Below are 22,160 nucleotides of genomic sequence, written 5' to 3' on the forward strand. Positions count from 1 at the left end.
AACAAGGAGATTTTGGTAAATGCAGAACAAAGGAAAATATTATATTACAACAGCGATTGCTTACACATCAGGTAAACCGCACATCGGCAACAGCTACGAGATAGTACTTGCCGATGCTATTGCAAGATATAAGAGGAAGGATGGCTATGACGTTCACTTCCAGACAGGCTCGGATGAGCACGGCCAGAAGATTGAGACCAGAGCTATCGAGGCAGGCTGCAGCAGCCCCAAGGAATTTGTTGACGGTGTTGCTGGAACAATCAAGAGCCTCTGGGATATGATGGACACTTCCTATGACCGTTTCATCAGAACAACCGATGAGGATCACGTGGAGCAGGTTCAGAAGATTTTCAAGAAATTCTATGACCAGGGAGATATTTATAAGGGATCCTACAAGGGGATGTACTGCACAGAGTGTGAGGCTTTTTACACAGAATCTCAGCTTGTGGACGGCAAGTGCCCTGAGTGCGGATCAGATGTTCATCCCGCTGAAGAGGAAGCATACTTCTTCAAGATGAGTAAGTATGCGCAGCAGCTCATTGACCATATCAACAGCCATCCTGAGTTTATTCAGCCGGTTTCACGTAAGAATGAGATGATGAACAACTTCCTTCTCCCGGGACTTCAGGATCTGTGCGTTTCAAGAACCTCATTCAAGTGGGGTATTCCTGTAAGCTTTGATGAGAAGCACGTTGTATATGTATGGCTTGATGCGCTCACAAACTATATCACCGGTATCGGCTATGATGTTGACGGCAGCAGTGAGCAGTATAAAAAATGGTGGCCTGCGGACCTCCATCTTATAGGAAAGGATATCATCAGATTCCATACTATTTATTGGCCTATCTTCCTTCTTGCTCTTGGTGAGCCTCTTCCGAAGCAGGTGTTCGGACATCCCTGGCTCCTTCAGGGCGGCGAGAAAATGAGTAAGTCTAAGGGTAACGTTATCTATGCTGATGACCTTGTAAGCCTTTTCGGAGTTGATCCTGTTAAGTACTTTGTTCTTCATGAGATGCCTTATGATAATGATGGTGTCATTACTTGGGAACTTATGGTTGAGCGTTACAACTCAGACCTTGCAAATACACTCGGTAACCTTGTAAACCGTACAATTGCTATGTCCAACAAGTACTTTGATGGCGTTGTGGCAGATAAGGGTGTAGAGGGAGGCGTTGATGCTGACCTTAAGGCAGTTGTTACAGGTGCCTATGATAAGGTTGAGAAAAAGATGGATGAGCTTCGCGTAGCGGATGCTCTTACAGAGATTTTCACAGTTTTCAAGCGCTGCAATAAATATATTGATGAGACTGAGCCGTGGGCACTTGCAAAGGATGAGGCTCAGGCAGACAGACTTTCAACCGTTCTCTATAACCTTGTTGAAGGTATTACAATCGGAACAAGCCTTCTTGAGCCCTTCATGCCAAGAACAGCTGAGAAGATTTTCGGAATGCTTAACACTAAGAGCCGTGATTTTGATACACTTGATACCTTCGGAATGTATGAGAGCGGCACCAAGGTAACGGATGCTCCCGAGCAGACCTTTGCCAGAAAGGACCTTAATGAAGTCCTTGCAGAAGCAGCAAAGATAACTGAGAAGCAGAAAGCTGACTTCATTGAAAGTCAGAAAAAGGCTAAGGAAAACCTTACTAAAGCAGGAATGCTCAAGGAAGCTAACGCCATTGTTATAGGTGGTGCTGAAGAGAGCTCTGAGGAAGCGGCAGCAGACGGCGGAATCGATATTCCCGCAAAGGATGAGATCACTTTTGATGACTTCATGAAGCTTCAGTTCCAGGTTGGTGAGATCATCGCCTGCGAGGCTGTTCCGAAGTCCAAGAAGCTCCTTTGCTCACAGGTTAAGATCGGAAGCCAGACCAAGCAGATTGTATCAGGTATCAGCAAGTACTATTCTCCTGAGGAGATGGTTGGTAAGAAGGTAATGGTTCTTGTAAACCTTAAGCCTGCTAAGCTTGCGGGAGTGCTGTCCGAGGGAATGCTCCTTTGCGCAGAGGATGCGGAGGGTAACCTTGCGCTCATGACTCCCGAGAAGGCAATGCCTTCAGGTGCAGAGATATGCTGATATCCTTTACTTAATGAAGTTAATATGATAATTATGAAAGGCCTGTTTCAAAATAGAGACAGGCTTTCATTTTTTTATAAAAAATTATCAATTTAACGAATTTTTAAGAATACGGATTTACGATATTGTGGTAAAATATCCCTAGAAGGTATATTCTGTATGCATATAAGGGGGTTTTTATGGCACGCAAAGAGGAACTTACTTACAAATCTAGAGACCGCGAGACTACTATTCATGCTATTAGATGGATTCCGGATGAGAAACCCATAGCTATTTTACAGATCATCCATGGTATGCAGGAATACATCGACCGTTACGACGAATTCGCTAATTATATGGCAAATAACGGAGTCATGGTTATTGGTAACGATCACCTTGGACATGGCGATTCCGTTTCAACTAAAGTGCCTTATGGATATTTTTGTAAAAACGATCCCGCGACGGTTATCCTTCGTGATGCGCACAGACTTAAGAAGATGACACAGGAAGAGTATCCGGGACTTCCGGTAATCCTTCTGGGACACAGCTTTGGTTCCTTTGTTGCAAGAGAGTATCTTACCAGATACGGCACGGGTATCCAGGGTGCGATTATTCAGGGCACAGGCTGGCAGTCACCCGGAACAATTAAATCAGGTAAATCGCTTTGCGCAATCCTCGGAGCTTTCTTTGGAGAGAAGCATCGCTCGAACTTCCTTAACAATATGGCTTTCAAGGCTTACAACAGCAGAATATCAAGCCCGAAGACCAAGTTTGACTGGCTTTCACATAATGAGGAGAGCGTTAAGAAGTACGAAAATGATCCCAAGGACAATTTCGTATTCACAGTAAACGGCTTTGAGACACTGTTCGAGGTTCTCTCAAGAGTTCAGGATCTTGGCAAGATGGATGATATTCCGAAGAAGCTGCCGATTCTTCTCACAGCAGGTAAGGAAGATCCGGTTGGAGAGTATGGCAAGAGCGTTGAACACCTCTACGGAATCTGGAAGGATCAGATAGGCCTTCAGAACCTTGAAATCAAGCTCTATGACGGAATGAGACATGAGCTTCAGCAGGAGATCGGAAGAGAAAAAGTATTTTCAGATCAGCTTGAATGGATTAAGAAAACAATAAAATAATATACAATTTTCGCCCAAGCATGTTATAGTAGTGCTTGGGCGTTTTTGTATTTTAAAGGAGAAATTTTATGGGAAAGATATTTGATTTAGACAGTCCTGTTATGAGAGTCCTGAATGTAGTAGCGGATCTCATGATTTTGAATTTTGCGGTTTTGTTGTTTGTACTTGTTCCCTTTACGGGTGGAGCAGCCCTTACGGGTATGCATTATGTCCTTCTGAAAATAGTAAGAAATGAAGAGACTTATGTACTTAAAGGGTTTTGGAAATCCTTCAAACTGAATTTCAAACAGGCAACAATTATTTGGATAATTATCGTTGCGATTTCAGCGATTATCGGTATGGATTTTTGGTGGATATATAATAATGCAGGTGCCATTCCTCCGGTTTATGCATATATAATGTTTGGAATCACCGTTATTCTGTATATGGTTTCGCTGTACATATTCCCGCTGCTTGCAAGATTCGATAACCCTGTCAGGGGAACACTGAAAAATGCAGTAATGTTTGCGATCCTGGGACTTCCCAGAACAGTTGCAATGGCAATTATTTCGCTTATTCCGCTGTTACTTTTGTATTTCTTCGAACTTAGAATTATACCGATTCTGATGATGTTCGGATTTACAGGACCGGGGTTCCTTATGGCGGTTCTTTACAATGGATTGTTCCTTAAATTTGAGCCCAAGGTTGAGGTTCCGAAGGATGATGAGATGCATCTTGACGATGAGGACGACGAGGAGCTTCAGGCTGCGATCAAGAGATTGCAGGAGGCAAGAGACAAGAAGTAAGGAGGCATTTTGCACATAAGATTTTACTTTATTTGTGCAAATAGTCATAACCAATTTATAAAAAAATTATAAATAAGCATTTTTTACAACGATTAAGGAAATCTTTGTATAATAGTTGCATAGCCAAAGCAAAACGCTTTGGCTATACTTGTTTTTGTTAGGAGCGAGACGCTCTTTTTATTTGCACAGAGGAGGAAAAGGAAAATGGCAAGTTTAACACTTGAAAATGTATGCAAAGTTTATCCTAACGGGTTCGAAGCTGTTAAGAATTTCAACCTTGATATCCAGGACAAGGAATTCATCATCTTCGTTGGACCTTCAGGATGTGGTAAGTCAACAACTCTTCGTATGATCGCAGGTCTTGAAGATATTTCTTCAGGTACACTTAAGATCGGTGATCGCGTAGTTAACGATGTAGAGCCTAAGGACAGAGATATCGCAATGGTATTCCAGAACTACGCTCTTTATCCTCATATGACAGTATATGATAACATGGCATTCGGCCTTAAGCTTCGTAAGGTTCCGAAGGCTGAGATCGACAAGATGGTTAAGGATGCAGCTAAGATCCTTGATCTTACAAACCTTCTTGATCGTAAGCCGAAGGCTCTTTCCGGTGGTCAGAGACAGCGTGTTGCTATGGGTCGTGCTATCGTTCGTAATCCTAAGGTATTCCTTATGGATGAGCCTCTTTCAAACCTTGATGCTAAGCTCCGTGTTCAGATGAGAACTGAGATCGCTAAGCTTCACCAGAGACTTGGTACCACAATCATCTACGTTACACACGATCAGACCGAGGCTATGACACTTGGTACCAGAATCGTAGTTATGAAGGACGGTGTTGTTCAGCAGGTTGATACACCTCAGAACCTTTATGACAAGCCTACAAACCTTTTCGTTGCTGGATTCATGGGATCACCTCAGATGAACTTCCTTGATGCAGAGGTTGAGGTTTCAGGCGACAAGGCTAGCCTTAAGATCGCTGGTCAGTCTATCGAGCTTCCTCCGGCTAAGGCTAAGAAGGTTATCGATGGCGGCTACGCTGGAAAGACAGTTACATTCGGTATCCGTCCTGAGGACGTTGATGATTCCGAGATGGTTGTTAGCACATCTAAGGCTGTATTCGAGTCTACAATCAACGTATACGAGCTTCTTGGTGCAGAAGTTTATCTGTACTTCGATCTTGCAGGCTTCCCTGTAACAGCACGAGTTGATTCTCGTACAACAGCTCGTCCCGGCGACAAGGTTAAGTTCGCATTCGACGTTGAGAAGATTCACGTATTTGACAAAGAGACAGAGAAGGTTATCACAAACTAATTTATGTGATAAACAGTATATGCACAAATAATAAAGAACTGAGCATTACGCTTGCGTAATAGCTCAGTTCTTTTTATTTGTATACACCTTTATAGAATAAACGAAAATTAGAAGATAAATATTTACTATAAGAAATGTACAATAAAAACGAACAAAAGTGCATACTATACATTCACCATTTATTGTATAAATAAATACAAAGAAACGGCAAAAGGGGAACGTTATTTGTACATTATGCCGATTCAAAACCGTAACAAAAAATATTAAGTAGGAGGATGTAACAAAATGAAAAAAAGAGACTGGTAGCTTTACTATCTGCTCTAACGTTGGTGCTTAGCCTTACCGCTTGTGGCGGAAGTGGCGCAGGAACTTCCGGTGGTGGCGGAACAAATTCTGATCAGGCCAGTGGGGACGGTTCCGGATCAGGCGAGTATGTCAAGCTCGTAGTTTGGGGAAATGGTAATGCTGATACTGAAGACTGCAACGAAGTTGCTGAAGCCGTTAACAAGATCACACGTGAGAAAATCGGTTGTGAGATCGAGCTTGTTCGTGGACAGGATGCTGAACAGATCAACCTTGCTCTGACCTCCGGTGAAGCTATTGATCTTATGTGCTACAACAACATAAGTGGTCAGTTTAACACTGTAGTTAATAATAATTGGGCATATCCCCTTGATGATCTTTTAGAGAAATATGGACAGGGAGCAAAGGGAGTAATTAACGAATATGACCTTGAAGCCTGCAAAAAGGATGGTGTGCTCTATGCACTTCCGAACCAGAAAGATACATCACGTGCAGCCGGATTTGCTATGCGTAAGGACATCTGTGACGAACTTGGTATCACAGTTCCTGAGTACGGCACTTATGATGATATGCACGAAATCCTTGTAAAGGTTCACGAAGCTCATCCTGAGATGGATGCTCTTGTTCCCACATGGGCACAGGGTGGTATGCAGACAACTATTCCCGCTGATCCGCTTGGAGACTCTCTTGGTATCCTTGAGGATTGCCGCGAAGACAGCACAACAGTTGTTGACGAAGCAGAGACAAAGAGCTTCCAGGATTTCTGCAAGATGATGTGGCAGTGGAATCAGGAAGGTTTGATCATGCCTGATGCTACAACAACTACAGAGAACGCTCTTCTTTCAAACAATGGATTTGCAATGTATGAGAACTGGAAGCCCGGCAAGGAACTTGAGGTTTACAAGGGCAACGGCAAAGAAGTTTACTTCATGAAGATTCATGGACCTATCAAGCATACAGCAATTCCTAATGGTAACTCATGGATGATTCCTTACAGCTCAAAGCATCCTGAAGAAGCTATGAAGCTTTGGAACCTTATGTATACAGATCCTGAAATTTCCAACCTGTTCATCAACGGTATCGAAGGTAAGCACTGGGTATACACTGATGACACCAAGAAGATGATCACATCTCCTGAAGGTGTTGATCCGAACGCTTCCGGTTATTCTTCAATGGATTGGGCATGGCCTAATCAGCAGATTACACCAGTTTGGGAAGGCGCTGAGGATCCCGATCTTTGGACAAAGCTTAACGAGTTTAACAACAGTGGAGAGCCTAGCCCTGCTATGGGATTCATTTGGGACAGCTCACCTGTTATGAACCAGGTAACAGCTTGTAACAACGTTGTATCTTCTTACAGGACCGCTCTTCTTTGGGGCGCTATCGATCCTGAAGAAAACCTCCCTAAGTATATTGACGAACTTAAGGCAGCCGGCATCGATGAGATCATCGCCGAGAAGCAGAAACAGCTTGATGCATTTCTTGCAAGCAAATAATTCTGCCAATAATAATTAACACAAAAAATGCAGGTGTCAAATATCATTTTGGCACCTGCATGATAATATTACTTGAAGGAGGATGGGGTTAGGTTGAAAAAGACAAAGAAAACATTAAAACGCTTCTGGCCGATGTATTTAATGTTCATACCCGGGGTAGTATATCTTTTTATAAATTCATATATTCCGATGTTTGGAATACAGATAGCCTTCAGGCAGTATAATGCTGCGCAAGGTGTATATGGAAGTCCCTGGTGCGGATTTAAAAATTTCGAATTCCTCACCAGAACCAAAGACGCATGGATAATGATCAGAAACACAGTACTTTATAATGTCGTATTTATTGTACTTGGAACTATTCTGGCTGTAGCAACAGCGATCATTCTTAATGAGATCCGCAACAAAACAGCGAAGCAGGCATATCAGACGATTATTCTGATTCCTTTCCTGATTTCAATGGTCATAGTAAGTTATCTTGCTTACGCTTTCCTGAGCACCAGTGATGGCTTCATCAACAACTCACTAGTCAAACTGCTTGGAAAAGAGCCCATTGACTGGTATAACACTGCAAAATATTGGCCCGTTATTCTGGTTCTTATCAATATCTGGAAGGGCCTTGGATATAATATGATCCTCTATTATGCTACCATCTGCGGTATTGACGGCACACTTTATGAAGCTGCTGTTGTGGATGGAGCTAATCGTTGGCAGAAAATTGTTCATGTTACATTGCCCGGTTTGAAATCTACAATTATCATACTGACACTTATGGCTCTTGGCGGAATTTTCCGTTCTGATTTCGGTCTTTTCTATAAGGTTCCGCTCAACTCCGGTCCGCTTATCAATGTAACGCAGACAATTGATACCTACGTATACCGCGGACTTATCCAGAATAACAATGTAGGAATGTCCTCAGCAGCAGGCCTTTATCAGTCCGTTGTTGGATTTGTTCTGGTAGTAACGGCTAACGCTATAGTCAGAAGAATAGACAACGAAAGTTCGCTGTTTTAATAGGAGGATTGTAGAAACATGGTACAAAAAGACAGAGTATTTCAGACCTTGGCAAATGCGCTGATGATCATTCTGGCTATCTGTGCACTTGCGCCTTTCTTTCTTATGCTCATGTCATCACTCACAGATGAACAAACTTTGTTAGCAAACGGATATAGTTTTTTTCCGGAAAAATTTAGTACATATGCTTATAAATATCTGTTTGTTCAATCCGGATCTGTGGCACGTGGTTATGTGATTTCAATATCAGTTACAGTTGTAGGAACTCTATCCAACCTGTTTGTTACTTTGCTATATGCTTATCCGCTTTCAAGAAAAGAGCTTCCCGGAAGACAAATTTTTGCATTCTATCTATTCTTTACAATGCTCTTCTCAGGAGGACTGGTTCCTGCATATTTGATGTGGACACAGACATTCCATATTCGAAATACAGTTATTGCGCTGCTTGTTCCGGGCTTACTTATGAGCCCTTTTAACGTCATTATGATGCGTACATACTTCACCACCAATATTCCTGATGAAGTTATTGATGCAGCAAGAGTTGACGGAGCAGGTGAATTCGGAATCCTTTTCAAGGTGGTATTCCCTATGGCGCTGCCGATAACCGCTACAATCGGGCTCCTGGTTGGACTTGCATACTGGAATGACTGGATGAATGGTCTGTATTATATCAATGATGACAAACTCTACAGTATTCAGGTACTGCTTATGAAGATTCAGCGTAATCTAGATCAGCTCAGGCAGCAGGCTCAGAACGGTAGTGGAAATGTTAACATGGCTGATCTGCCTTCAACTTCTGTAAGAATGGCATTGACGGTTATGGGTATCCTTCCCATTATGATCATATATCCTTTCCTGCAGAGATACTTCGTAAAAGGTATCACAATCGGAGCAGTAAAAGGGTAAGCTGGAAAATACCTGCTATTTGCGGTATTGTTGGGGAGTTTGACCCGTTGTTTTCTTGAATTGTCTGTAAAAATATGAGGTATTGGGGATTCCAACCTGTTCTGCGATATCCGAAATGCTCATAGTCGTGTTTTTTAGTAGGTATTTGGCTTGATCCATTCGTTTTGAATTGATATAAGCTGTAAGCGTTGTTTCAAATTCCTTATGAAAACAAAATGACAGATAATCTGGATTTAGGTGTATGGCATCAGCAATCTTGACACGGTTTAAATCTGCGTCCGACAGATGGTCGCGGATATATCTTCGTACTGTGTGGACAAAACTGTTGTCGTTGATTTTGATGCCGTTACCTGCTTCGCTTTCAGGATTTACCTGTTTCGGGCGCAAAAATGCCATGGCGCGGGATAGCTCCTGGTTCAGGTTCTGTTTTCCAATGGGTTTAAGCAGATAATTGAAGCAGTGATAATGCATGGCTTCCTGGGCATAGTCAAAACGCTGATGTCCGGATAATATAATTGTTGTTGGCTGAAGTCCTTCAACATTAAGTTGTTCAAGTAGTTCAAGCCCGGTTTCCTTGGGCATCTCGATATCCAGCAGCATCAGATCAACCTGTTCTTTTTTTAGGATAGTCATCCCTTGCTGCGCACTATAGGCTGTGAAGATATGGTCAAATCCAAGTTCTTCTTTATTTATCATACCTACAAGACCTTGAACAATATAGTATTCGTCATCTATTATCAGAAGATTCATGAAAACTCTCCTTTTCCGAGTATTTTTTGTAAGGGAAGCGTATTGTAACACATAAACCCATGCCTTCCGCGTTTGCAAAGCTAAGCATTGCCTCGGATCCAAGAATGAGTCTAAGGCGCATAGCGGTATTATAGAGTCCTATGCCGGTTCCCTTCTCCGTAACTTCAGGATGTTCCAGGATATGGTTGTACTTTTCAAGTTTTTCTTCGGACAGACCGCTTCCGGAATCGGTATGCTCAAGGTACACAAAGGTTTCGTCATTTTCAATCTTTTTTGTCGCCTTGACTCGGATAAGAAAAGGCTCGCCCATAATAAGTCCCGTCTTAATGGAATTCTCGGTAAGAGTGAGGAGAATCATCGGGAACACCTCTGTATTCAGCAGATCAGGGTCAATTTCCTTTTCATAGTGCAACGTCTCGGGAAATCTGTACTGAGTCAGCAGTATGTAATTTTCGAGATATTCAAGTTCCTCAGACAGCGGAACAATATTCCTGTCAGAAAGCGTATACCGCAGATGAGAGGATAGTGTGGAGATTATCTGATTTGTCACTTCCAGATTTGACTGATCCTGTGCTGACATAAACACAGTGTTCAGACAGTTGATCAGGAAATGAGGAGCAACCTGGTTTTTCAGAGATTTCAATTCAAACTCGCGAGCCTGGAGCTGTTCTTCATAGACACTGATCCTTAGATTACCTATCTCGGATATTAGTTTATTAAAGGCATCTGTAATTTGGACTGTCTCTTCATAGTTATTTGAAGGAGTGATTCTGGTGTCCAGATTTCCGGATCGGATGTTCCTGGTTACTGCCATAAGAGATTTGGTCGGAATCTCAATGATCATCCGTCCCATGCGGTTATAGGATATAAAAAAGCAAACAGCCCATAGGATAATAAGTGCCAAAAGATAATAAAGAGATCGGAAAGCCTGTAAAAACTGTTTTTGAGGAAGCAGCACGGTAAAGCAGTAATCTGAAAAGCTTTGTCTAAAGGAGATAATGATCCTTTTTCCGATGCCCGGGATACTTACAGTAACAGGACCGGAGAGAGATTTCTCAACAGGGAGATTTGGTTCTTTCCCGGAATCATTCGCATTGCCATCTGCTGCAAAGGTATTACCGGAAAACAGCACTTGTCCGGAGCTGTCTGTAATCAGTAGGATGGCATCATTTCCGAAAAACTCTTCAAATCCTGGAAGGTTGTTTAGGTCAATCCATGCGCCACCGTATATTCCGCCTACTCTAAATGTCCTGATAAGGCAGTTCTGGTCTTCAATAAAATACCAGTTTTGAGGAAGATAAGCGCCGGATCCGTCGTCTTTCAGGTGCGCCTGTAAAAGTGATCTGATAAAAGAAGGGAACGGATAGCCCGAACTGGTGCCTGTATTGGCAGTATTATAGACCGGAAGAAATACATCTTTATCGGGATAATACAGGTAAAAGCCCCTGATTACGGAGTGCGGTGTAATCTGAGTAGATAATCGGTTCTGGATACGTGCCATGCAGCCTACTTCCTCATTGCTATCCATGGTAGTACGAAGCCTTATAATATCCGGATCAGATGAGCAGTTGTCGATGAGGAACATGATATTCTGACTAAGTTCTACATCGAGTCTGTTATCGTAAAAGCGAAGAGAATCTTGAACAGAACGATATGAGAATTCTCGCAGGTTAAAAAAGATAACCATTGTAACTGCTGCGAGAAGGGTGGTAAAGATAAGCATGGACATTAAAAACAATATATCGAACCGGTGCAGCAGAGAGTGCTTTTTCTTTGATGCCGGCAAAATATTATGAAAATAGTGACAAATCTCCTCCATATTGTACATATCCACACCTTCTTTTATTGTTAAAATAATACTGGTTATCTAAAAAAATATCAAGATAATTATATATTCTGCACAATGCTTCATGATAAGGAGAAGTTTCTGGAATGAAAAGAACAATGAGGTGGGCAGCTTTTTTTCTGATTATACTAATTACGGTCACTCTCATGGCATGTGGCAGGAGCAAGACCGGGGCAGAAGAAGTTACAGCTTCTGAATCTGCCGAAACAACTGAAAGTAACATGTCTCCCGCATACAGCAAGGCAATAGAAGATCGCAGAGCTGAGTATGAGAAGACAGGAGAGTATCAAAAGGTCACTTATGCTATATATACCTGGACCGGTAGCCCCATTGGTATAGAGAGAATACAGGAAGCAATGAATAAAATCCTGCGTAAGAAGCTATGTCTGGAGATAGAGCTTTTGGCGATGGATTTTTCTTCATACGGTCAGGATGTTCATCTGAAACTGACAAACAATGATGAACAAATTGACTGGTTCGGCGGAAATGTCATCGGGTATACACTCTGCGTAAATAATGGATTTTGCTATGACCTTAATAAGGACGATTTACTTAAAAATTATGGACCGGGAATAGAGGAGCTTATCCCTGAAAAATACCAGGAAGCCTGTAAATATGCAGGTCATCTGTATGGTATCCCTCCGGTAAAAGATTATGCCATCACTACAGCTGCTATTGTGATAGGCAAGGAATATCTTGATGCAATCGATTATGAATATGAGGAAGACGAAAACCAGGAAGTTCAGTCAACCTGGGATGAGATAGAAAAAATTTATGAAAAGCTTCACAAGGAATTTCCGGATAAGTATGTTTTTGCAGTATCAGGCAACCATTTTGCTCAGGGTTCTATTGTGGATAATATTGGCAATGACTGGTTCGGTGTTCTTTTGGATCCAACAAAGGACAGGAAAGTCACAAACCTGATGGAGAGCGATGAGTGGATGGATATGGTCCAGCGTATGCACAGATGGAATCAGATGGGCTTTATCTCTCCGGATGCTTTGAGCGATAAAAGTTCCAGCTCCGCAAGGATTAAGTCCGGAGACTATATGTCGATGCTCGCTCCGTCAAAACCGGGTTACAAGTCCCAGATATCCGGCGAATGCGGAAGGGAAATGATTGTGTTTCGCTTAGGCCAGAACATAATCAAGTCTACAGGTATCACATCCGTAATTACATGCCTTAATCAGGCTTCTCCGGATCCTATTGCTGCAGTGCAGCTTATGAACGAGCTATACACGGATCCACAGCTATCTACCCTGCTGGTATGGGGGGAAGAGGGTATAGATTACGTCACAAAACCGGATGGGAGCATTGACTTTCCGGAGGGCGTGAATATACAAAACGCAGAGTGGTATCACACTATGAACTGGGAGATGCCCAACCAGTATATATGCCCTTACTGGGCCGGTGATTCTCAGGATTTGGGTTCAAAGATAATGGAATTTAATGCGAACGCAGAGACCTCTATCGCCCTGGGATTTACTTTTGACAATAGTCAATATACCGCAGAATATGCGGCATTACAAAACATATACGATGAGTATTCAAATCAGCTTCTGTACGGCTTTCTGGATCCTGTTTCAGGAACGGCGGAATTTAACGAAAAATTAAAACAAGCCGGTTTAGATGAATATATTGCAGAGAAGCAAAGACAGTTTGATTTGTGGCTGGCTGAAAATGACAAAAATCATTGAAATGTCATCACGGAATTAATGATTGAGAATAGAAAGGAAAAGAAAATGGCTAAAAAGGCAAAAGTTTCTATTAATCCGAATTTTAGGATAGGAAATATATCAAAACGTATCTATGGTGCATTCATGGAACCCATCGGATCGATTGTGTACGGAAACATGTACAACCCCAAGCATCCGACTGCAGATGAGCAGGGATTTCGTAAAGACTGGATCGAGGCATTGAAAAAGACAGATGTACCTGCGGTCCGCCTTCCGGGAGGCAATTTTGTATCCGGCTGGGACTGGAAGGATTCTATTGGTCCAAAGGAAAACAGGAAGGAGCATCTGGACCTGGCATGGCATCAATATTATCCGAATGATGTCGGACACGACGAGTATCTGCAGTGGGCTGAAAAGGTAGGCCTGGAGCCAATGTATACAATAAACCTTGGCACAGGTGGCATAAATGACGCTATCTACAACGTTGAATATACCAACCATGATGACGGCACTTATTGGTCAGAGCTTCGCAAAAAGAATGGTCACGAGAAACCATACGGAGTTAAAGTATGGTACCTTGGAAACGAAATGGACGGACCATGGCAGGTTGCTTCCTGGGAGAAGGATCCCAGAGGGTATGGAATTCTCGCAAATGAAACCTCAAAGGCAATGAAATGGGTTGATGGAAGTATCGAAACGGCAGTCTGTGTCTCGAGCTCTCCGGACCTTTCGCATTTTCCCGATTGGGATTTACAAGTCCTAAAGGAATGCTATAACTCGGTCGATTATATTTCCATGCATCATTATCAATCTGCGGAAATTGGTAATTATGCGCAGTTTATGGCCGCTTCACGTTATTACGAAGATTATATCCGTACAGAGATTGGTCTGTGTGATTATGTTCAGGCGCTCATGCACTCCCCTAAGGTTATGAAGCTGTCCCTGGATGAGTACGGAGTAATGCCTCTGCCTAAAAAGGAACTTCATTTCGGAAGAGAGCGCTACGTAGAACCCGGCACACATTACGCTTTTGATCCGGAGCGCGAGTATGTCCGTCACGATCCGGACAATATGCCTTCGAGGTCGTTCCCGCCTATGGATCCGATGCTTATGGCGCTTGGAAATGCAGGCGTTATCATGGAAATGCTTCGCCATGCAGATCGTGTAAAGATTGGTTGTATGACTTCAGGCCTTGGTGTTGCGGCAGGATGTGATCATGATCATGTCTTCACGATCCCGGCTTATTATCCGTATGCAGATCTCATGAAATATGGTCATGGAATTTCTCTGCAAACTGCTGTCGAATGTGAGAAATATGATTTGGAAAGCTTTGCGCTTGATGATACGCACAAATACCATGAACAGGATCAGGTAGACTTTATTGACAGCGCTGCAGCTTATGATAACGAGACCGGTGAACTTACAGTTTTTGTAATAAATCGTGACTGGGAAGATAGCGCAGACTTTACACTGGATATAACAGGACTCACAGGCATGCGCTTTGAAGGTCATACGGAGATGTTCACTGAAAACAGAACACCGGATGAAGAGGCAGATAAAAACCTCGCGCCCACAGAGGCTAAAGACACTGTCTGCAATGAGATGACAGTAAAAGCAGAGCTTAAGCCACTCTCTTGGAATGTGTTCCGTTTTGTGAAAGAAGTATAGTGAAACTAGCCATAAAACCACTTGAACTCCGCTATTTTGAAAAGTAAAATGATTGTAGATTAGATTTTTGGACGGCAAAATGTGCAAAACTGTACTACAAGAAAAGTGGTGGAGGCATAAATGATTACTGCGCAGATTATACAAAACAGTATTGATGAACTTTCTGCTATTACGAGGGTTCAGCTCAGTGTTATGGATTTGAAAGGAAAGGTTGTGGCTGCAACTGCAGAAGCTCCGAAGTTTGAGGGATCATTCATTTCGGACTTTGCCGCATCACAGGTTGATTCTCAGGTTATTGGCGGAATGCATCTTTTGAAGATTATGGATGAGGGAGATCTTTCATATATTCTACTTGCCAAGGGGCAGGGCGAAGATGCATATATGGTCGGAAAAATCTGTGTAAGCCAGCTGCAGAATCTGATAGTTGCTTATAAGGAAAAATATGACAGGAACAACTTTTTCCAGAATCTGCTTCTTGATAATCTGCTTCTTATCGATATCTATAACCGCGCAAAGAAACTTAGAATCGATGTCAATGTGCCGAGAGTAATAATCATTGTTGAGACAAAGGCAGGACGTGACAGCGGCGCGGCTGAGCTGCTCGGAAGCATGTACACCAGCGGAAGCGGAGACTATGTGACAGCTGTGGACGAGACCAGTGTTATTCTGATAAAGGCGCTTAAGTCAGGTGAAACCTATGAGGAAATAGCCGGTGTTGCCACAACAATTGTAGATATGATGAACACAGAGGCAATGCTTGATGTTCGTGTATCCTACGGCACAATAGTCGGCGAGATCAAGGATCTGAGTAAATCCTATAAGGAAGCGAAGATGGCACTCGATGTCGGCAAGATTTTCTACGCAGAAAAGCGAGTAATTGCGTACAACATGCTCGGCATCGGAAGACTGATTTATCAGCTTCCCGTAAACCTGTGCAAGGTTTTCATAGATGAGATATTCGGAGACCGCGAGATTCCCGAGAATCTTGATGAGGAAACTCTTAACACAATCAACAAGTTCTTTGAGAATAACCTGAATGTATCTGAGACCTCCAGACAGCTGTTTGTGCACAGAAATACGCTTGTTTACAGAATTGAGAAGCTGGAGAAGGCTACAGGACTTGATATCAGAACCTTTGATGAGGCGCTTACCTTCAAGATTGCGCTGATGGTGCTGAACTATATGAAGTATGTGGATTCCGGAAGATTTTGATTGATACAAAAATAAAGCACATGGTGAAAAGCTATGTGCTTTTAGTTTGTTAGGCTGCTAAATTGAGGCATAAAGGAGTTGTAATTAGAATGGCTAAACGTCCGGAATTAAGTGTAAGAACGGAACAGGAAAAACTTGATGAGAAATATATGAGAGCTGCACTGAAGCAGGCCCGCAGGGCTATTGAACTCGGCGAGGTGCCGATAGGCTGTGTCATAGTATATGAGGGAAAGATTATCGGACGAGGGTATAATCGTAGAAATACCGATAAATCCGTGCTTTGCCATGCTGAGATTACCGCAGTGAAAAAGGCATGTAAGAAGATGGGCGACTGGAGGCTTGAGGAGTGCACCATGTATGTGACACTTGAGCCCTGCCAGATGTGCGCCGGTGCTATCGTTCAGTCAAGAATTCCCCGCGTAGTGATGGGAGCTTCAAGTCCCAAGGCCGGAAGCGCAGGAACGGTTATTAATATTCTTGAGAATCCGGAGTTTAACCATCAGGTGGATATTACCAAGGGAGTTCTTGAAAAGGACTGCAGTGATATTTTAAAGGAATTTTTCACGGAGCTAAGGAAGCGGAATAAGGCTGAGAAAGAAGCCAGAAAGCTGGCCGAGGCGGAAGGAGAAAATTTTGCTGGATAATTGTAGAATCTGTCCCAGAGGCTGCGGCGTTAACAGAATATCCGGAGAGCTTGGTTACTGCGGACAGGGAGCTGTTTTGACAGCAGCCAGAGCTTATCTTCATGCATGGGAGGAACCCTGCATATCAGGAGAACACGGTTCGGGAACCGTGTTCTTTTCGGGTTGCAATATGCGATGTGTCTTTTGTCAGAATCATGAGATTGCATCAGGTGAGGTGAAAAAAGAGATTTCTGCGGAAAGACTTGTGGAAATCTTTATTAGGCTGCAGGAAGAGAAGGCTTCTAACATCAATCTTGTTACGCCTACTCACTTTGTACCGCTGATCATACCTGCTCTTGAGGCTGCAAAGCGGCAGGGGCTTCACATTCCGGTTGTCTATAACACAAGTGCTTATGAAAATGTCGATACACTTAAGGCATTGGAGGGGCTTGTTGATATTTATCTGCCTGATTGCAAGTATTATTCCGAGAAACTGTCGATGAGATACAGTAATGCCCCCGGATATTTTGGAATTGCCATGGATGCTATAGAGGAGATGCTGAGGCAGGTCCACGAGCCTTTGTTTATGTGGGAGAAAAAGGCTGCCGAAGATGATAGACAGTTAACAGACATGTTTGGCGCTATTGAATATAACAGAATAATTGAAGAATTATCTGATGATGATTACAGCGGTCCGCTTATGAAAAGTGGTGTTATTGTGCGCCATCTGATGCTTCCCGGGCAGTTGTCTGATTCTAAGAAAGTTATCAAAGAGCTTCTTTCTCGTTTTGGTGACAAGGTATATTTGAGCATAATGAATCAATTTACCCCCTATGGGGATTTATCTGCTTATCCGGAACTACTCACAGGCGTTAATGCTTCAGAATATGAAGAACTCATAGATTACGCTATCGATCTTGGCATAGAGAATGGCTTTTTCCAGGGAGAGGGCACGGATTCCGAGAGCTTCATCCCGGCCTTTGATTTCGAGGGACTATAAAAAGTAAACACCTTCCTGATGGCTTCCATCACTTTTTCAGACACATGTAACAAACATTTGCACAAATTATTAGTGAAGTATGAACGATTTGTGTACAAAAAGTAAAAAAAGTGCTTAATGAGGTAAAAGATTTACATTCAATCTATACAAAGCATTGTTTATATTTATTTTAGAAATGAAACATCTGTATAGATAAATAAAGGCAACAAAATGAGAAGTATGAAAAAAGTATTAAAAACAACATCGATCCTGACAATGCTCATCGTCATGATGACAGTATCGGCAGGATGCGGCAAGAAGACTGAGAGCTGGGCATATACACATGAGCCCACGGAAGAAGCTATTGCGCTCTATGACAATGGCAAGGCAGTCTTCAAGGGTGAGAAGTATACATATACCAAGGATGATGAGTATATCACCCTTACCGATAAAGATAAAAATGAGACAAAGCTTCGCTATGAAATGAATGGCGATACAATGACTCTCTATGAGAAGTCAACATATAAGCTTAGCAGTGAAGAAGAGCACGACGGACTGGTAGGAACCTGGACACAGGACAACGGCTGGTCATATGTCTTCACGAAAGATGGGGAATTCAGTGAAGAGGGCATTTTCTTTGGACACTACACTGTAGATGAGAAGGATTCATGCATAAAGCTTATGTACAGTGATCCGATAGAGGATGCATATCTTTACTACACACTGAATGATGATGAGCTTGTAATCGACTATCCCTGGCCGATGATCAAGACTCAGCAAAATTGAGTATAACCCCTCATCCGTCAGCTTCGCTGACACCTTCTCCCCTAGGAGAAGGCAATAATGTAGATCTAAAGCACCACGTGCTTAAGATATAACGTATTAATGGCAGAAATGCCCAAAAAGAAAAGGAGAGGTATGTTATGAAAATGAAGCGTATTGCATCATTGCTGCTTACGGGTGTTATGACTTTATCACTCGTTGGATGCGGTGGGGGAAATTCAGCACCGGCAGCAGACAACACAGCTAAAGAGGAAGCTCCGGCTGCAACAGAAGCTGAAAGCACCGAAGAGACCACTGAAGCTGCTGACACAGCAGAGGAGGCTACAGAGGCTGAGAGCACAGAAGAGGCTACAGAAGAAGTAGCAGCTGATGATGGTGAGGCTATTGATCTTTCAATGTGGTGTATTGCAACAGAGAGTGATTCAAACCGTCATTCTTATGAAGCTGCAATTGCCGACATGGCAGAGAAATATCCCAATGTAAACTTCACATGGGAAGCATTTGAGAACCAGTCCTACAAGACAAAGATCAAGGCTGCAGTTGCTGCAGACGAGATGCCTGATATCTTCTTCACATGGTCATGTGCATTCCTTGGTGATTTCGTAGATGCAGGCAAGGTTTACTGCCTTGATGATGCTTATGAGAACTACAAGAGTGAGCTTCCTGAAGTTATGATGGGTAACTCCACATACGACGGAAAGCACTACGGTGTACCGCTTACAATGAACATCGTTGGTCTCTTTGCAAACATGGATCTTCTTAAGGAAGCTGGATATGATGAGATTCCCGGAACTTATGATGAGTTCATCGCTTGCTGCGACGCCCTTAAGGATAAAGGAATCATTCCTTTCGGATGTGCAGGAAAAGAGACATGGTGCGTAACAGAGTATCTTGAGTCTGTAATCGAGAAGAGCGCAGGCGCTGATACACTTAACGAGATCTTCGCAGGCAAGGCAACATGGAACAACCAGGACGTTGCTGATGCTGTTGATACATTCCAGGGTCTTGTAAACAACGGTTACTTCGATCCTTCAGGAATCGGTCTTACAAACGACGAAGTTAAGAACAACTTCATGGCTGGCAAGTATGCATTCTACATGAACGGAACATGGAACTGTGCTGACTTCGCTGCTAACGAAGAGTTCAAGGATAAGGTTAAGGTTAGTGAGTTCCCTGTAATCAATGCTGACAAGGCTAAGCTTGGACAGCTCATCGGTGGACCTTCAGATACACTTGCTGTAGCAGCATCTTCACCTAACGCTGACAAGGCTGCTGAGTATGCATTCGAGCTTGGTAAGCTTATCTGCCACTATGGTTACCTTGATGGATGCGGACTTCCTGCATGGACACCTTATGGCGACACAAGTTCTGTAAACGAGCTTACACAGACAGTTGCAGGCATCGTTGCTAACGCTGATACAATGGTACTCTTCGGCGACACAGCTATGAGCGCTGATTCTGCTAACACATATCTTTCATATGTAGATCAGGTTTATGGTTGCCTTCTTGATGGTAAGCAGTTCATCGAAGGGCTTGCTAAGGACATCCAGTAATAACAAATAATAAGTCGGATTAGACTTTACTTTGTCCTTCCTGACTTCTGAATAAAATTGGAAGCAGGAAGGACTTTTTAATGCAAAGGCATTTTGCCTTACTAAGGTTATGCCAGTAGAGCCGGATACAGAAGAAATTCGGCTGGGAAGGTTTGTGTATGAATAAACAAGGTTTAAAAAAAGGATTAGCAATTTTCGTATTTCTGCTTCCGGGACTGCTCCTTTTTGTAAGCATACTTATTGCACCGATCGCAGTATCTGTGTACAGAAGTTTGTATGACTGGAACGGTTTTTCCGCAGGCACATTCATCGGTTTTGACAACTATGTCGAGTTGTTCACAAACGGGTCGATCAAGTTTGTGACATCACTGAAAAATTCGTTGATACTGGCATTTTTCTCAGTTTTTGTGCAGTTACCTTTTGCGCTTTTGCTGGCACTCCTTCTTGGTAGAAGAGAGAGCCTTAAGGAGAGAGTATACTTATCAATATTCTTTATGCCGGTTCTAATTTCAACAGTAGTTATCGGTCAGCTCTGGCTGAAAATATATAATCCCGATTATGGTCTTTTGAACAGATTCCTTGAAGCAATAGGCAGAGGAGACTGGAAACACGTATGGGTAGGTGAAGTAAGTACTGCTCTTGGAAGTATCATCGTTCCTACGGTATGGCAGTACGTCGGCTATCACATGCTGCTCATGTATGCAGGAGTTAAGGGCGTTGACATGGACCTCAGAGAGGCAGCAATGCTCGATGGTGCAACAAAGTGGCAGGTAGACAGATACGTGGTTATTCCGATCATCAAGCCCATCATCAGAGTAAGCGTTATCTTCGCGGTAACAGGTTCACTGAAAACCTATGACCTTGTAAGAATCCTTACTGAAGGTGGTCCGTTCCAGTCCACAGAGGTACCCAGTACCCTTTTGGAAAACATGCTGTTCCTTCGAAACAGATATGGAATGGGAAGTACTATTTCTGTCATGCTGATAATACTGTGCTTTGCATTTGCTCTGCTGATAAGTGCAGCATTTAGGGAAAAGGAAGATTAATATGGAAAGCTATACACTTAAGGAAACAAATCCTGTATTTAAGGTTTTTACGGAGATAATATTAGTAATCTGGGCGATTATTAACCTATTTCCTATATATTTCATGTTCACATTTGCCCTGAAATCCAACGATGAAATCTTTGGTGCAAACGTGATAGGTCTCCCGAAAAAATGGCTGTGGTCAAACTTTACAACTGCCATGGGCACGGGAAACATGGGCCTTTATTTCTTTAACAGTTTGCTTGTTACAACTATTGCCATTGCCATATCTATTATGGCTGCGATGATGGCTACTTACGCTATCACAAGAATCAGATGGAAGGGCAGTAAGCTGATGAACGCATTTTTTATGCTTGGACTCACAATACCGATCCAGGCATCAATCGTTCCGGTTTATGTAGTGCTTTCAAAGCTTCACTGGCTCAATAAGTATTCAACACTTATTATTCCGTATGCAGCTTTTTCGCTTTCAATGGCAATTCTGATCAGCACCGGATTCATGTCCGAGATACCTTTTGCGCTTGATGAGGCAGCAAGAATCGACGGATGCGGACTTTTCGGAACATTTTTCAGAATAATCCTGCCGCTTATGAAGCCCGCGGTTTCAACAGTTGGCGTTTATTCATACCTTCAGTGCTGGAACGAGTTCATGTTTGCTAACGTATTCATCTCAGACTCAGTGCATAGAACTCTGCCAGTAGGTATCAAGGCCCTGTCAGGACAGCATACAACGGAGTGGGGACCCATTGGTGCTGCGCTTGTTATCGCGACCTTCCCGACACTTATAGCTTATCTGTTCCTTAGTAAAAAGATTCAGGCAAGCTTCATCGCAGGTGCGGTCAAGGGTTGATGGCCTTTTGACAATACTTTCTGAATTATTAAGAATTTATTAAGATTATTAACAATTTGGGATGATATTGTTGTATTTTTAGCAAAATCATGCTATTGTAAAGACGCTTTTTGTTTGATATATCGAGGGGGAACGATAAATCAGGGGAGCGCAAGAAGTGTCTTACA

At 42.8% G+C, this 22,160-nt stretch carries 18 protein-coding genes; 16 read left to right on the forward strand and 2 right to left on the reverse strand.

Going from position 1 to position 22,160, the window contains the following annotated elements:
- The first annotated feature begins 19 nt into the window (after nucleotides 1–19).
- The 7 genes from metG (at nucleotide 20) to G596_RS0106085 (ending at nucleotide 9,007) form a co-directional block, all read left to right on the forward strand.
- Complete coding sequence (gene metG, locus G596_RS0106055; protein ID WP_022760943.1) at nucleotides 20–2,077, forward strand: methionine--tRNA ligase; 2,058 nt, start codon at nucleotides 20–22, stop codon at nucleotides 2,075–2,077.
- 179 nt (nucleotides 2,078–2,256) lie between these two features.
- The gene (locus tag G596_RS0106060; RefSeq protein WP_022760944.1) at nucleotides 2,257–3,192 is read left to right on the forward strand and encodes an alpha/beta fold hydrolase; all 936 of its coding nucleotides are present in this window, start codon (nucleotides 2,257–2,259) and stop codon (nucleotides 3,190–3,192) included.
- A gap of 68 nt (nucleotides 3,193–3,260) precedes the next feature.
- The gene (locus G596_RS21190) at nucleotides 3,261–3,977 is read left to right on the forward strand and encodes a YesL family protein (RefSeq protein WP_022760945.1); all 717 of its coding nucleotides are present in this window, start codon (nucleotides 3,261–3,263) and stop codon (nucleotides 3,975–3,977) included.
- Nucleotides 3,978–4,181: 204 nt separating this feature from the next.
- Nucleotides 4,182–5,291: an ABC transporter ATP-binding protein gene (locus G596_RS0106070; RefSeq protein ID WP_022760946.1), complete on the forward strand. Its 1,110-nt coding sequence runs from the start codon at nucleotides 4,182–4,184 to the stop codon at nucleotides 5,289–5,291.
- A gap of 329 nt (nucleotides 5,292–5,620) precedes the next feature.
- Nucleotides 5,621–7,090 (forward strand): ABC transporter substrate-binding protein, encoded by a 1,470-nt coding sequence (locus G596_RS0106075; protein ID WP_022760947.1) that lies wholly within the window; start codon nucleotides 5,621–5,623, stop codon nucleotides 7,088–7,090.
- Between the two features lie 93 nt (nucleotides 7,091–7,183).
- Nucleotides 7,184–8,101 (forward strand): ABC transporter permease, encoded by a 918-nt coding sequence (locus G596_RS0106080; protein WP_022760948.1) that lies wholly within the window; start codon nucleotides 7,184–7,186, stop codon nucleotides 8,099–8,101.
- Between the two features lie 18 nt (nucleotides 8,102–8,119).
- Nucleotides 8,120–9,007 carry a carbohydrate ABC transporter permease gene (locus G596_RS0106085; RefSeq protein ID WP_022760949.1) on the forward strand — a complete coding sequence of 296 codons (888 nt, stop codon included), beginning with the start codon at nucleotides 8,120–8,122 and terminating at the stop codon, nucleotides 9,005–9,007.
- Between the two features lie 15 nt (nucleotides 9,008–9,022).
- Here the strand turns inward: G596_RS0106085 and G596_RS0106090 are convergent, their stop codons facing one another.
- Both G596_RS0106090 and G596_RS0106095 read right to left on the reverse strand, forming a co-directional pair.
- Nucleotides 9,023–9,757 carry a response regulator transcription factor gene (locus G596_RS0106090; RefSeq protein WP_022760950.1) on the reverse strand — a complete coding sequence of 245 codons (735 nt, stop codon included), beginning with the start codon at nucleotides 9,755–9,757 and terminating at the stop codon, nucleotides 9,023–9,025.
- The gene (locus G596_RS0106095; protein WP_022760951.1) at nucleotides 9,735–11,585 is read right to left on the reverse strand and encodes a sensor histidine kinase; all 1,851 of its coding nucleotides are present in this window, start codon (nucleotides 11,583–11,585) and stop codon (nucleotides 9,735–9,737) included. Before G596_RS0106095 ends, G596_RS0106090 begins: the two co-directional genes overlap by 23 nt.
- A 104-nt stretch (nucleotides 11,586–11,689) precedes the next feature.
- On the opposite strand from G596_RS0106095, the gene G596_RS0106100 reads away from it, so the two are divergent.
- The 9 genes from G596_RS0106100 to G596_RS0106140 all read left to right on the forward strand — a co-directional run bounded on the left by G596_RS0106100 (nucleotide 11,690) and on the right by G596_RS0106140 (nucleotide 21,993).
- Entirely contained in the window at nucleotides 11,690–13,300 is a 1,611-nt protein-coding gene (locus tag G596_RS0106100; RefSeq protein WP_022760952.1) for an ABC transporter substrate-binding protein, read from the forward strand.
- A gap of 18 nt (nucleotides 13,301–13,318) precedes the next feature.
- Nucleotides 13,319–14,947 carry an alpha-L-arabinofuranosidase C-terminal domain-containing protein gene (locus G596_RS0106105; RefSeq protein ID WP_242829168.1) on the forward strand — a complete coding sequence of 543 codons (1,629 nt, stop codon included), beginning with the start codon at nucleotides 13,319–13,321 and terminating at the stop codon, nucleotides 14,945–14,947.
- Between the two features lie 120 nt (nucleotides 14,948–15,067).
- Nucleotides 15,068–16,159 carry a PucR family transcriptional regulator gene (locus tag G596_RS0106110; RefSeq protein WP_022760954.1) on the forward strand — a complete coding sequence of 364 codons (1,092 nt, stop codon included), beginning with the start codon at nucleotides 15,068–15,070 and terminating at the stop codon, nucleotides 16,157–16,159.
- A gap of 89 nt (nucleotides 16,160–16,248) precedes the next feature.
- Complete coding sequence (gene tadA / locus G596_RS0106115; protein ID WP_022760955.1) at nucleotides 16,249–16,803, forward strand: tRNA adenosine(34) deaminase TadA; 555 nt, start codon at nucleotides 16,249–16,251, stop codon at nucleotides 16,801–16,803.
- Nucleotides 16,793–17,782 (forward strand): radical SAM protein, encoded by a 990-nt coding sequence (locus G596_RS0106120; protein ID WP_022760956.1) that lies wholly within the window; start codon nucleotides 16,793–16,795, stop codon nucleotides 17,780–17,782. The genes tadA and G596_RS0106120 overlap by 11 nt, the downstream gene beginning before the upstream one ends.
- A gap of 219 nt (nucleotides 17,783–18,001) precedes the next feature.
- Nucleotides 18,002–18,547 (forward strand): hypothetical protein, encoded by a 546-nt coding sequence (locus G596_RS0106125; protein ID WP_022760957.1) that lies wholly within the window; start codon nucleotides 18,002–18,004, stop codon nucleotides 18,545–18,547.
- Nucleotides 18,548–18,684: 137 nt separating this feature from the next.
- Nucleotides 18,685–20,097: an ABC transporter substrate-binding protein gene (locus G596_RS0106130; protein ID WP_022760958.1), complete on the forward strand. Its 1,413-nt coding sequence runs from the start codon at nucleotides 18,685–18,687 to the stop codon at nucleotides 20,095–20,097.
- Nucleotides 20,098–20,255: 158 nt separating this feature from the next.
- The gene (locus tag G596_RS0106135; RefSeq protein WP_022760959.1) at nucleotides 20,256–21,143 is read left to right on the forward strand and encodes a carbohydrate ABC transporter permease; all 888 of its coding nucleotides are present in this window, start codon (nucleotides 20,256–20,258) and stop codon (nucleotides 21,141–21,143) included.
- Nucleotide 21,144: 1 nt separating this feature from the next.
- Entirely contained in the window at nucleotides 21,145–21,993 is an 849-nt protein-coding gene (locus G596_RS0106140) for a carbohydrate ABC transporter permease (protein WP_022760960.1), read from the forward strand.
- The last annotated feature ends 167 nt before the right edge of the window (nucleotides 21,994–22,160 follow it).

The organism is Butyrivibrio sp. AD3002 (assembly GCF_000420905.1).
Taxonomy (GTDB): domain Bacteria; phylum Bacillota; class Clostridia; order Lachnospirales; family Lachnospiraceae; genus Butyrivibrio.

Bases quoted from the DNA above. Each gene is read 5' to 3' on its own strand.
- metG (WP_022760943.1), top strand. From the start codon at position 20: ATGCAGAACAAAGGAAAATATTATATTACAACAGCGATTGCTTACACA.
- G596_RS0106060 (WP_022760944.1), top strand. From the start codon at position 2,257: ATGGCACGCAAAGAGGAACTTACTTACAAATCTAGAGACCGCGAGACT.
- G596_RS21190 (WP_022760945.1), top strand. From the start codon at position 3,261: ATGGGAAAGATATTTGATTTAGACAGTCCTGTTATGAGAGTCCTGAAT.
- G596_RS0106070 (WP_022760946.1), top strand. From the start codon at position 4,182: ATGGCAAGTTTAACACTTGAAAATGTATGCAAAGTTTATCCTAACGGG.
- G596_RS0106085 (WP_022760949.1), top strand. From the start codon at position 8,120: ATGGTACAAAAAGACAGAGTATTTCAGACCTTGGCAAATGCGCTGATG.
- G596_RS0106090 (WP_022760950.1), bottom strand. From the start codon at position 9,757: ATGAATCTTCTGATAATAGATGACGAATACTATATTGTTCAAGGTCTT.
- G596_RS0106095 (WP_022760951.1), bottom strand. From the start codon at position 11,585: ATGTACAATATGGAGGAGATTTGTCACTATTTTCATAATATTTTGCCG.
- G596_RS0106100 (WP_022760952.1), top strand. From the start codon at position 11,690: ATGAAAAGAACAATGAGGTGGGCAGCTTTTTTTCTGATTATACTAATT.
- G596_RS0106105 (WP_242829168.1), top strand. From the start codon at position 13,319: ATGATTGAGAATAGAAAGGAAAAGAAAATGGCTAAAAAGGCAAAAGTT.
- G596_RS0106110 (WP_022760954.1), top strand. From the start codon at position 15,068: ATGATTACTGCGCAGATTATACAAAACAGTATTGATGAACTTTCTGCT.
- tadA (WP_022760955.1), top strand. From the start codon at position 16,249: ATGGCTAAACGTCCGGAATTAAGTGTAAGAACGGAACAGGAAAAACTT.
- G596_RS0106125 (WP_022760957.1), top strand. From the start codon at position 18,002: ATGAAAAAAGTATTAAAAACAACATCGATCCTGACAATGCTCATCGTC.
- G596_RS0106130 (WP_022760958.1), top strand. From the start codon at position 18,685: ATGAAAATGAAGCGTATTGCATCATTGCTGCTTACGGGTGTTATGACT.
- G596_RS0106135 (WP_022760959.1), top strand. From the start codon at position 20,256: ATGAATAAACAAGGTTTAAAAAAAGGATTAGCAATTTTCGTATTTCTG.
- G596_RS0106140 (WP_022760960.1), top strand. From the start codon at position 21,145: ATGGAAAGCTATACACTTAAGGAAACAAATCCTGTATTTAAGGTTTTT.